The following is an 11,555-nucleotide window of genomic DNA, read 5'->3' as shown; positions in this document are numbered from 1 at the left end:
GTCCATGCGTTTGGCATGATCGGGATGGATCGCGTGGCGGGTGTCGACATGGGTCATGGCAGGGCCTTTCACAGAAAATCGTCGCGGCAGGGGGTGACGTTCACACGATGCCGCCGCCGCCGCCGGTCACGCGCGGCCGGGTTCTTGCCGCCTGTGCCCGCCAACCGGACGCGCGATAGGCGGCGATAGGGTCGATGGCCGCCCCCGCGCGCAGCCGCGCCATTTGCAGGATCGGCTCCACATCCGTGCGGAACGCCGCGCGCAGGGTCGCCGCCGCCATCAGCACGTCGTTGTCCTGCTGGAACCCGGCAAGCGCCGCGCGGTCCACCAGGCTGGCCTGGACAAAGACGCGCTGGATCTCGACGGCCGAGACGATCAGGCTTTCGATGGGATCGGTGACGTTGTGGCTCTGGTCGATCATGTGCGCCAGATCCAGGCCTGGGGTGTCCTCCAGTTCGACCAGTTCGTTCCAGACCAGGAACAGGCGGAAGGGCTCGATGGTGCCGCTGTCCAGGTCGTCGTCGCCGTATTTGCTGTCGTTGAAGTGGAAGCCGCCCAGCTTGCCCGCGCGGACCAGGCGGGAGACGATCATCTCGATGTTCACGTTGGGCGCGTGATGGCCCAGGTCCACCAGGCATTGCGCCTTGGGGCCAAGCTCCTGCGCGGTCAGCAGGCTGGTGCCCCAGTCCTGCACCACGGTCGAATAGAAGGCGGGCTCATAGATCTTGTGTTCCGAAAAGATCCGCCAATCCTCCGGCAGCCCGGCATAGATCGCCTTCATCGAGTCCAGATAGCGGTCGAACTGCCGCGACAAGCTGGTCTGGCCCGGAAAGTTCGATCCGTCGCCGATCCAGACCGTCAGGGCGCGCGACCCGATGGCCTGGCCGATCTCGATGCATTCCAGGTTGTGCTCGATGGCCTGCCGGCGGGTCGCGGCGTCGGTATGGGACAGCGATCCGAACTTGTAGGAGCGTCCCTGGTCCGGCTGGTCCTGGAAGGTGTTGGAGTTCATGGCGTCGAAGCCAAGACCCAGTTCCTCGGCCTTCTCTCGCAGAAGGGCGGGATCGGCCTTGTCCCAGGGGATGTGCAGGCTGACGCGCGGCGTGGCGGCGGTCAGCGCGTGGATCACGCTGCAATCGTCCAGCTTGTCCATGATGCCCGCCGGTTCGCCCGCGCCGGGAAAGCGCGCGAAACGCGTGCCGCCGGTGCCGGTGCCCCAGCTGGGGACGGCCACGCCGAAGGTCATGGCGCGGGCGGTCAGCGTTTCGATATCCACGCCTCGCCGCGCCAGCCGCGCGCCCAGGGTGTCGTAATCGGCAATCAGGTCAGCGGTGCGGACGGCGTTTTCGGAGTCGATCAGGGATTTGTCGATCATGGCCGTCACCGCGTGAAGGCCTGGACGTTGCCCGCGTCCACGTTGAGGATGTTGCCCGTCGATTTGGCCGACAGGTCGGAAGCGAAGAAATAGACGCCTTCGGCGATGTCTTCCGGCAGGACCGACCGCTTGAGCATGGAGCGCTTGCGATACATCTCCTCCAGCCCTTCCTTGTCGGTGCCGTATGTGCTGGCGCGCTGGTCCAGCCATTCGCCTTCCCAGATGCGCGATCCGCGCAGCACGGCGTCGGGGTTCACGACATTGACGCGGATGCCGCCCTCGGCCCCTTCCAGGGCCAGGCAGCGGGCCAGGTGGATCTCGGCGGCCTTGGCGGTGCAATAGGCGGATGCGTTGGGCGAGGCGGCAAGGCCGTTCTTGGAGGCCACGAAGATCACCGACCCGCCGATCCCTTGGGCGCGGAAGGTGCGGAAGGCCTCGCGCGAGACAAGGAAATAGCCGGTGGACAGGATGTCCATGTTCTTGTTCCACAAGGCCAGCGAGGTGTCCTCGACCGGGGCCGAGGAGGCGATGCCTGCGTTCGACACCAGGATGTCGATGCCGCCGAACTCCACCGCCATTTCCGCATAGGCGCGGGCGACCTGGTTTTCGTCGGTGACGTTCATCTGCACGGACCGCACCACGTCGCGGCCGAACCGCCCCGCAAGACCGTCATGGGCGGTCTTCAAGGCGCCCTCATCAATATCGGCCAGCATCGCGCAGGCGCCTTCGCGCAGGAAGCGTTCCGCCGTGGCCGCGCCGATGCCGCCCGCGCCGCCGGTGACCAGGGCCACGCGGCCCGCCAGCGATTTCGGCTTGGGCATCCGCTGAAGCTTCGCTTCCTCCAGCAGCCAGTATTCGATGTCGAAGGCTTCCTGTTCCGGCAGGCCCTGATAGGTGGAAACCGCGCTGGCCCCGCGCATCACGTTTATGGCGTTGACGTAGAACTCGCCCGAGATCCGCGCCGTCGCCTTGTCCAGCGCAAAGGTGATCATCCCGACGCCGGGCACCAGATAGACCACCGCGTTCGGGTCGCGCAGGGCCGGGCTGTCGGGATGCTTGCAGCGGTCGTAATAGGCCGCGTAGTCGTCGCGGTAATCGGCCACGGCCTTCTCCAGACCGGCAATCGTGGCGTCCAGGTCAGGGTTAGCCGGGTCGAAATCGACCAGTAGCGGGCGGATCTTGGTGCGCAGGAAGTGGTCGGGGCAGGACGTGCCCAGCGGCGCCAGCGTCTCCAGCATCTTCGAGCCGACGAAGTCCAGCACCGCAGCCCCGTCGTCGAAATGGCCGACCTTGTGGCGGTCCTTCGAGATCAGCCCCCGGATCGCGGGCATCAGCCGCGCGGCGATGTCGCGGCGCTGCGCGGGCGGCAGCGTGGGACGGGCCGCGCCCCCGAAGGCGGGCTTGCCGCCTGCGGCGCGGTCCAGCCATTCGGCGGCCTTGTTGATGATCGCCAGCGTCGTCAGGTAGCAGTCCTTGGCATCATCCGCCCAGGTGAACAGCCCGTGGCTTTCCAGCACGCAGCCCTTGGCCTGCGGGTTCTCGGTGGCGAACTTTTCCAACCACAGGCCCAGCTCATAGCCGGGCTTCTTCCAGGGCAGCCAGCCGATCTCATCGCCAAAGATCTGCCGCGTCAGGTCGCGCGAATTGACCGAGGCCGCGATGGCGATGATCGCGTCAGAATGGACGTGATCGACATGGCGGCGGGGCACATAGGCGTGCAGCGGCGTGTCGATGCTGGCCGCGCGCGGGTTCAACCCGAAGGTGCAATAGGGCAGATAGCCTACCATCTCATCCTCACGCGCAACACCGCGATACTTGCTCTTCAGCGCGCGCAATGCGTCCATGTAGAGCGTGGCGAAGCCGTCCATGCCCATCGACCCGATGTCGCCGCCCGAGCCCTTGACCCACAGAACCTCGACCGGATCACCCGTCAGCGGATCGGTTTCCATCACCTTGGCCGAGGTGTTGCCGCCGCCATAATTCGTCACCCGCTTGTCCGACCCCAGGAGGTTTGAGCGGTAGAGCAGCTTCTGCGATTCGGTCATGGAGGACGCCTTGGCATCGTCCCACAGGCTTTCCAGGCGGTTGGCGGTCAGGCTGTCTGTCATCGGATCCCCTCCCAAGAGCGGCAAAAGCGCCGTGCTGTCCCCAGGAATAGGCAGCGGAACGCATCAAAGTCAATCATTATCGATCATAAGCGATCATTATGCAGGTGCAGAAACCGTGCCTCTGCGCAAAGATGATTGACAATGCGCGAAGTTGAAAGAATGGTGACGGCAAGGGGGAACACATGCTGGAAACGGAACGCCATCGCATCATCCTGTCGGCCGTGGGCGAACGCCCGGTGGTGACGGTTTCGGACCTTTGCGCCCTGACCGGCGCGTCCGAGGCCACGGTGCGCCGCGACATCGCCCAGCTTCACCTGGCCAAGAAGCTGCGCCGGGTGCGCGGCGGGGCCGAGGCGATCAATCCGACTCCCTTCGCGGGCATCAACGCCAAGCCCTTTGCCGTCACGCAGACGATCAACATCGCGCAGAAACGCGCCATCGCCCAGGCGGCGGTGGACCTTTGCGCCGATGGCGATGCGATCATCATCAACGGCGGCACGACGACCTTCCAGATGGTGCATCCGCTGACGACCAAGCGGCTGCAGGTCTTCACCAACAGTTTTCCCATCGCCGAACATCTGCTGAAGCAGTCGAAGAACACCGTTCTGGTCCCGGCGGGGGCGATCTATCGCGAACAGAACATCATCCTGTCGCCTTTTGATGAGGACGGCAGCAGCCATTTCTATGCCAGCCGCATGTTCATGGGCTGCCGGGGCCTTGGCCCGCTGGGGCTGATGGAGGGCGATCCGCTGCTGATCCAGGCCGAACAGAAGCTGATCGACCAGGCGGACGAGTTGGTCGTGCTGGCCGACAGCTCCAAGTTCCGCGAACGATCGAGCCTGCTTTTGTGCCCGCTGGCCCGCATCCACACCGTCATCACCGACAACGGCATCGATGACCGCGCGGCCCAGATGCTGGAGGCCGCCGAGATCCGGCTGATCGTGGTCGAACCCGCATCGGACCGACGAAAACGCGCCGAGGAATAAGGCGCATCTGCTCATAAGGGGAGGAAACATGAGCATTCTTCGCAACATCCTGACGACCGCCGCGGTCGCAAGCGCCCTGATGGCAGGGACCGCCCAGGCGGAAACCATGCGCATCGCCCTGGTGGTGAAGGCGCTTGGCATCGGCTTCTTCGAGGCCGCCAACAAGGGCGCCGAGGAAGCGGCCAAGGAACTGGGCGATGTCGAGATCATCTATACCGGCCCGACCGACACCACCGCCGAAGGCCAGATCGAGGTCATCAACAGCCTGATCGCGCAGCGCGTGGACGCCATCGCCGTGTCGGCCAACGACACCGATGCCTTGGTGCCGACGCTGAAAAAGGCCATGGACCGCGGCATCACCGTGATCTCCTGGGATTCGGGCGTGGCCCCCGAAGGGCGGATGATGCACCTGGATCCGTCCTCGGCCCCGCTGATCGGCAACACCATCATCAAGCTGGCCGCCGACCACCTGCCCGAAGGCGGCGAGGTCGCGGTCCTGTCGGCCACCACCACCTCGACCAACCAGAACACCTGGATCGAGGAGATGAACAAGGTCGCGGGCAACTATCCCAACGTCAAGGTCGTGGGCACGGTTTATGGCGATGACCTGGCCGACAAGTCGTACCGCGAGGCGCAAGGGCTGATGCAGACCTATCCGAACCTCAAGGCGATCATCGCGCCGACCTCGGTGGGCATTGTGGCCGCCGCGCAGGCGGTGACGGATGCGGGCAAGATCGGCCAGGTCAACGTGACCGGCCTGGGGCTGCCTTCGGAAATGGCGGGCCATGTGAAGTCTGGCGCCTCCAAGTCCTTCGCGATCTGGAACCCCATCGACCTCGGCTATTCCGCGACCATGCTGGCCCATCACCTGGCCAAGGGAGAGGCCAAGGCCGAACCCGGCGCCACCATCCCCATCGGCCGCATGGGCGAGGTTACGCTGGACGAGAACAACACGGCCGCCATGGCCGACCCGTTCACCTATGACGCCAGCAACATCGACCAGTTCAGCTCGATCTTCTGACCGGCCCGCCGCCCCGGCATTCGGGGCGGCACCTCTCTCAAGGACATGACCCATGCAGGCTGACCTCCAGCCGCAGGACGGCGCGGCCCCGGTGCTGTCGCTGCGCGGCATCGTCAAGACTTTCCCCGGCGTGCGCGCGCTTGGCGGCGTCCGGCTGGATCTTTATCCGGGCCAGGTGACGGCCCTGATCGGAGAGAACGGCGCGGGCAAGTCCACCATCGTCAAGGTGCTGACCGGCATCTACCAGCCCGACGAAGGCGAGATCCTGGTGGACGGCCAGCCGATCCGCTTTCCGACCGCGCAGGCGGCGGGCGATGCGGGCGTGACCGCGATCCACCAGGAAACCGTGCTGTTCGACGACATGACGGTGGCCGAGAACATCTTCATCGGCCATGCCCCGCGCGGGCGTTGGGGCCTGATCGACCGCCGCGCCATGCGCGAGAAAGCCCGCGCCATCCTGCAAGGCATCGGTGCCGACCTGAACCCCGCGACGCGCCTGCGCGACCTGGGCATTGCCAGCAAGCACCTGGTCGCCATCGCGCGCGCACTGTCCATCGACGCCCGCGTGGTCATCATGGACGAACCGACCGCCGCCCTGTCCCACAAGGAAATCGCCGAGCTTTACGAGTTGGTGGACACGCTGAAGCGCCAGGGCAAGGCGATCCTGTTCATCAGCCACAAGTTCGACGAAATCTTCCGCATTGCCGATCGCTGGACCGTCTTCCGCGACGGCCAGTTCGTGGGCGAGGGCCGCATGGCCGACGTGACCGAGGGGCAGCTGGTGCAGATGATGGTCGGCCGGTCCGTCGATCAGATCTATCCCAAGCGCCCGGCCCGCATTGGCGATCCCGTCCTGACCGTCGCTGGCTACTGCCACCCGACCGAGTTCGAGGACATCACCTTCACCCTGCGCCGGGGCGAGATCCTGGGCTTCTACGGCCTGATCGGCGCCGGGCGCAGCGAAGTGATGCAGGCCCTGTTCGGCATCACCCGGCCCTCCAAGGGCGCCTGCCGCATCGACAACCGCGTGCTGGCGATCCGGTCCACCGCGCAGGCGGTCGATGCGGGCATCGTCTATGTCCCCGAGGATCGCGGCAGGCAGGGCGCCGTCAAGGGCCTGCCGATCTTCCAGAACGTCACCCTGCCGTCGCTGTCCCGGACCAGCCGCAACGGCTTCCTGCGCCTGGCCGAGGAGTTCGCGCTGGCCCGCGAATACACCCGCCGTCTGGACCTGCGCGCGGCAAGCCTTGACCAGGACGTGGGCCTGCTGTCGGGGGGCAACCAGCAGAAGGTCGTCATCGCCAAGTGGCTGGCGACGAAACCCCGCGTCATCATCCTGGACGAACCCACCAAGGGCATCGACATCGGGTCCAAGGCCGCCGTCCACGACTTCATGTCCGAACTCGCCGCCGAGGGCCTGGCCGTCATCATGGTCAGCAGCGAGATCCCCGAGGTCCTGGGCATGTCCGACCGCGTCATCGTCATGCGCGAAGGCCGCATCGCCGCCGAATTTGAAGGCGAGGCGATGACGCCCGAAAACCTCGTCCGCGCCGCTGCGGGCATCGGCCAGCCACGGGGACAAGCCGCATGAGCATCCTGAAATCGCGCGAAACCATCCTGGCGCTTGCCATCCTGGCCCTGCTGGCGGCGGTCGCCAGCCGCTTTCCGGGCTTTGTCGCCCCGGCCAACCTGGCCCGCGTCTTCACCGACACCTCGCCCCTGATCCTGCTGGCGCTTGGGCAGATGGCGGTGATCCTGACCAAGTGCATCGACCTCTCGGTGGCGGCGAACCTGGCGCTGTGCGGCATGGTCGCGGCGCTGATGAACGGGGCCGGGGTGCCGCTGCCCCTGATCCTGCTGGCGGTAATCGCGCTTGGCGCGATGCTGGGCGCGGTGAACGGGTTGCTGGTCTGGAAGCTGGGCATCCCGTCCATCGTCGTGACGCTGGGAACGATGACCATCTATCGCGGCACGATCTTCCTGATGACCGGCGGCGCCTGGATCAACGCCCACCAGATGAGCGAGGGCTTCAAGGCCTTTCCCCGCGCCGTGATCCTGGGCCTGCCCGTCATGGCCTGGATCGGCATCGCGGGGATCGCGGCCATGGCGCTGCTGCTGACCCGCACGCCCTTGGGCCGCGCCTTCTATGCGGTCGGCGGCAATCCCCATGCGGCGGTCTATGCGGGCATTTCCGTGGGCCGCACGCAATTCGCGGCCTTCGTGCTGTCGGGTGCGCTGGCGGGGCTGGTGGGATACCTGTGGGTCGCGCGCTATGCGGTGGCCTATGTGGACATCGCCGGGGGTTTTGAGCTGGACGTGGTCGCGGCCTGCGTGATCGGCGGCATCGCCATCGCGGGCGGCTCGGGCACGGTGGCGGGCGCGGTGATGGGCGCGCTGTTTTTGGGCATCATCAAGAACGCCCTGCCGGTCGTGGGCATCTCTCCTTTCTGGCAGATGGCGATTTCCGGCAGCGCCATCCTGCTGGCCATTGCCTTCAACACGCTGAGCCAGCGGGACGGGGGCCGCATCATCTTGAAAAAAGCCGAGGCCGCCGAATGAGTGCCGTCCTTCACACGCAGCGCCAGATCCCCGACCGGCTGACCCGCCCGGCGGCCCGCGCCCTGAAAAGCTGGGAGGCGCTGCTGGCTGTCGTGGCCGTCGCGATCTTCCTGCTGAACGCCTGGGCCTCGCCCTATTTCCTGGATCCGTGGAACCTGTCGGACGCGAGCTTCAACTTCACCGAAAAGGCGATGATCGCATTCGCCATGGCGATGCTGATCATCGCCGGAGAGATCGACCTGTCCGTGGGCGCGATCATCGCCCTGGCCTCGACCGTGATGGGGCTGGCGATGACGGCGGGGGCGCCCACGCCGGTGCTGGTGCTGCTGGGGTTGGGGACCGGCCTACTGTGCGGTGCCTTCAACGGGCTGCTGGTCGCGCGCTTCGGCCTGCCCTCGATCGTCGTGACCATCGGCACCATGAGCCTGTTTCGCGGCATCAGCTATATCGTGCTGGGCGACGGGGCCTTCACCGGCTACCCCGACAGCTTCGCCTGGTTCGGGCAGGGCTATGTCTTCTGGGTCATTACGGTGGAACTGGTGATCTTCACGCTGGCGGCCCTGGTCTTCGGCGTGCTGCTGCACCGCACCAGCTTTGGCCGCACCGTTTATGCCATCGGCAACAACGCGACCGCCGCGCGGTTTTCCGGCATCCGCGTGGACCGTGTCCGCTTCATCCTGTTCCTGCTGACCGGGCTGATGAGCGGGATCGCCGCGATCTGCCTGACCTCTCGCCTTGGCTCGACGCGGCCGTCGATTGCGTCGGGCTTTGAACTGGAAGTCGTGACCATCGTCGTCCTGGGGGGGGTCAGCATCCTTGGCGGGTCGGGCAGCATCGTCGGTGTGGTGCTGGCGGCCTTCGTCATGGGGCTGGTGACCTTCGGCCTGGGGCTGTTGAACGTGCCGGGGATCGTGATGTCCATCGTCGTGGGCGCGCTGCTGATCGCGGTGATCGCGGTGCCGCGCCTGTGGACCATGGCCCGAGCGAAATCAGGGAAAAGATGATGCAGAAATACGCCTTCCGCATGATGCTGAACCCCGGCATGGCGGACGAATACCGCCGCCGCCACGACGCGATCTGGCCCGAACTGGTGGCCCTGCTGAAGGAGGCCGGGGTGCAGGACTACTCGATCCACCTCGACCCCGAGACGAACGCGCTGTTCGGGATGCTGAGCCGCCCCGACGATCACGGCATGGACGACCTGCCCAGCCATCCGGTCATGCAGCGGTGGTGGGCGCACATGGCCGACATCATGGCGACGCACCCCGACAACGAACCCGTGGCGGTGCCGCTGGTGCCGATGTTCCACCTGCCATGACAAACGTCGCCGTCATCGACATCGGCAAGACCAACGCCAAGCTGGCGCTGGTCAACGGGGAAACCCTGGCCGAGATCGCCGTCGTCACCCGCCCGAACCGCCCGCTGCCCGGCCCGCCCTGGCCTCATGCGGATCTGGAGGGGCATTGGCGCTTCTTTCTGCACCATCTGGCGGAGTTCCATGCCCGGCACCGGATCGACGCGATCTCGGTCACCACCCACGGCGCGGCGGCGGTGCTGCTGGACGCGCAGGGGAACCTGGCCGCGCCCATGCTGGATTACGAAGATCCCGGCCCCGATGCCTTGACCGCCGCCTATGACGCGCTGCGGCCGGATTTCGCGCGCACCGGATCGCCGCGCCTGCCCTGCGGGCTGAACCTGGGGGCGCAACTGCACTGGTTGCTGGAAACCGATCCCCGGCTGCGGGACCGCATCGCCCATGTCGTCGCCTATCCGCAATACTGGGGCTGGCGGCTGACCGGGGAACTGGCCAGCGACGTGACCTCGCTTGGCTGCCATACCGACCTGTGGGATCCGTGGCAGGGGCGGTTCTCGGACCTGGTTGACCGCCTTGGACTGAACGGCCGAATTGCCCCTGCCCGGCGGGCAGACGAGGTTCTGGGCGGGCTGACGGCACAGGTCGCCGCCGCGACCGGCATCCCAGCGGGCACGCCGGTCGCGGTGGGGATCCATGACAGCAATGCCTCGCTTTACCCCTATGTCCTGGGTCGAAAGGCGCCTTTCGCGGTGGTTTCGACCGGGACATGGGTGGTGGCGATGGCAATGGGCGGCGATCCGGTCGCCCTCGACCCGGCGCGCGACGTGCTGGTGAACGTGAATGCGCTTGGCCAGCCTGTGCCCTCGGCCCGCTTCATGGGCGGGCGGGAATACGAGGTGATCCGGGGGGGCAGCGATGCCGCGCCCAGCGATGCCGACCGGCGGACGGTACTTGACGGCCAGGTGATGATCCTGCCCGCAGTCGAGCCGGGATCAGGTCCGTTTCAGGGGCAGCAAATGTGCTGGACCACCCAGCCGGCGGATGACGGGCAGCGCATGGCTGCCTTGTCCTGGTATCTGGCCCTGATGACCCACACCTGCTTGAACCTGATCGGCGCAAGAGGCCCGGCCATCACCGAAGGGCCTTTCGCCCGCAATCCCGACTATCTGGACATGCTGGCCGCCCTGCGCCCTGAGGGGGTCGAGGTCGCGGCATCAGCCACCGGCACCTCGGTCGGGGCGGCGCTCTTGTGCCTTGGTGCCGGAAGGGCGCCGGATACGCGGGTCTGGCAGATCCCGGCGCACGCGGCGGCGTTGCAGGCCTATGCCCAGGTCTGGTCCGCGCGGGTCTGATGTCGGTTGTAACCCAAGGCCTCGGAGGCGGCGCGACCGGCATCGGTCAGCAGCCTGACATATTCCGGCTTTCGCGTTTCATCGAAGCGGATCAGCGGAAAGGCAACGCTGATTGCGGCAACCGACTTGCCCACGTGATCCAGCACGGGCGTGGCAAGGCAACGCACGCCGGCCTCGCTTTCCTCGATCTCTTCGGCATAGCCGCGGGCGCGGGTCTGCATCAGGTTTTCCAGAAGCGCATCGGGGTCGGTGATGGTGCGGGGGGCCAGCTTGCGCAATTCCATCCTGGCAAGGCGTTCGCGGATCTCCTCGTCGCTGCGAAAGGCCAGAAGCGCCTTGCCAAGCGACGTCGAATGCAGCGGGTTCCGCTTGCCCAGCGTGGACTGCATCGACAGACTGTAGATCGAATCGTACTTGTGGATATAGGCGACGCGCTGATCGAAGTCGTCCAGAACGCCCAGGTTGATCGATTCCCCGGTGGCGCGGGACAGCTTGCCCATTTCCCGGTCGCAGATGCGCAGCAGATCCTCTTGACCGCGCAGGCTGCGCGCGCCAAGGCCGAACAGCTTCAGCGTCAGGCCGTATTTCTCGGTTTCGGGCTCCTGCTCGACATAGCCCAGATCCACCATGGTCTGCAGCAGGCGATGCGCCGTCGTCTTCGACGTCACCGCGCGTTGCGCAATGTCGGCCAGGCTGGCCCGCCGCTCATCGGCCAGGGATTCCAGCACCGCAAAGACCTTCAGGACGGCGGCAGCGTTTTCAGTCTTCTGGATCTTTTCAGCCATGGCACCGTCCACTGTTTTCGGAACGCCATTCTGAAAAAATCGGTATTCAGTGTC

Annotated in this window: 10 protein-coding genes; 7 read left to right on the top strand and 3 right to left on the bottom strand. The window is 66.1% G+C overall.

Features of this window, described 5'->3' with window-relative positions; all coding sequences use genetic code 11:
* Window positions 1-100: 100 nt before the first annotated feature.
* Window positions 101-1,375, bottom strand: a complete 1,275-nt coding sequence (rhaI, locus tag RAH32_RS15385; RefSeq protein ID WP_306608934.1) for an L-rhamnose catabolism isomerase — start codon at window positions 1,373-1,375, stop codon at window positions 101-103.
* A 5-nt stretch (window positions 1,376-1,380) separates the two neighbouring features.
* A complete protein-coding gene (locus RAH32_RS15380; protein WP_373429724.1) occupies window positions 1,381-3,483 on the bottom strand; it encodes a bifunctional rhamnulose-1-phosphate aldolase/short-chain dehydrogenase in 2,103 nt (700 codons plus the stop codon).
* A gap of 182 nt (window positions 3,484-3,665) precedes the next feature.
* On the opposite strand from RAH32_RS15380, the gene RAH32_RS15375 reads away from it, so the two are divergent.
* From RAH32_RS15375 to RAH32_RS15345, 7 genes are read left to right on the top strand one after another with little or no spacing between them, the layout of a single operon-like run.
* A complete protein-coding gene (locus RAH32_RS15375; protein WP_306608932.1) occupies window positions 3,666-4,469 on the top strand; it encodes a DeoR/GlpR family DNA-binding transcription regulator in 804 nt (267 codons plus the stop codon).
* A 28-nt stretch (window positions 4,470-4,497) separates the two neighbouring features.
* On the top strand, window positions 4,498-5,490 hold the full coding sequence (rhaS, locus tag RAH32_RS15370; RefSeq protein ID WP_306608930.1) for a rhamnose ABC transporter substrate-binding protein: 993 nt from the start codon (window positions 4,498-4,500) through the stop codon (window positions 5,488-5,490).
* Between the two features lie 52 nt (window positions 5,491-5,542).
* On the top strand, window positions 5,543-7,081 hold the full coding sequence (locus tag RAH32_RS15365) for a sugar ABC transporter ATP-binding protein (RefSeq protein WP_306608929.1): 1,539 nt from the start codon (window positions 5,543-5,545) through the stop codon (window positions 7,079-7,081).
* Window positions 7,078-8,049 carry an ABC transporter permease gene (locus tag RAH32_RS15360; protein ID WP_306608927.1) on the top strand — a complete coding sequence of 324 codons (972 nt, stop codon included), beginning with the start codon at window positions 7,078-7,080 and terminating at the stop codon, window positions 8,047-8,049. The genes RAH32_RS15365 and RAH32_RS15360 overlap by 4 nt, the downstream gene beginning before the upstream one ends.
* The gene (locus RAH32_RS15355; RefSeq protein ID WP_306608925.1) at window positions 8,046-9,053 is read left to right on the top strand and encodes an ABC transporter permease; all 1,008 of its coding nucleotides are present in this window, start codon (window positions 8,046-8,048) and stop codon (window positions 9,051-9,053) included. The genes RAH32_RS15360 and RAH32_RS15355 overlap by 4 nt, the downstream gene beginning before the upstream one ends.
* Complete coding sequence (gene rhaM, locus RAH32_RS15350) at window positions 9,053-9,367, top strand: L-rhamnose mutarotase (RefSeq protein ID WP_306608960.1); 315 nt, start codon at window positions 9,053-9,055, stop codon at window positions 9,365-9,367. The genes RAH32_RS15355 and rhaM overlap by 1 nt, the downstream gene beginning before the upstream one ends.
* Window positions 9,364-10,716 carry an FGGY-family carbohydrate kinase gene (locus RAH32_RS15345; protein WP_306608923.1) on the top strand — a complete coding sequence of 451 codons (1,353 nt, stop codon included), beginning with the start codon at window positions 9,364-9,366 and terminating at the stop codon, window positions 10,714-10,716. Before rhaM ends, RAH32_RS15345 begins: the two co-directional genes overlap by 4 nt.
* Here the strand turns inward: RAH32_RS15345 and kdgR are convergent.
* Window positions 10,686-11,501 carry a DNA-binding transcriptional regulator KdgR gene (gene kdgR / locus RAH32_RS15340; protein ID WP_306608921.1) on the bottom strand — a complete coding sequence of 272 codons (816 nt, stop codon included), beginning with the start codon at window positions 11,499-11,501 and terminating at the stop codon, window positions 10,686-10,688. The two genes, RAH32_RS15345 and kdgR, sit on opposite strands and share 31 nt — an antisense overlap.
* Window positions 11,502-11,555: the final 54 nt, after the last annotated feature.

The organism is Paracoccus yibinensis (genome assembly GCF_030846195.1).
Lineage (GTDB): Bacteria > Pseudomonadota > Alphaproteobacteria > Rhodobacterales > Rhodobacteraceae > Paracoccus > Paracoccus yibinensis.
This window is presented reverse-complemented; position numbering and strand designations above follow the sequence as displayed.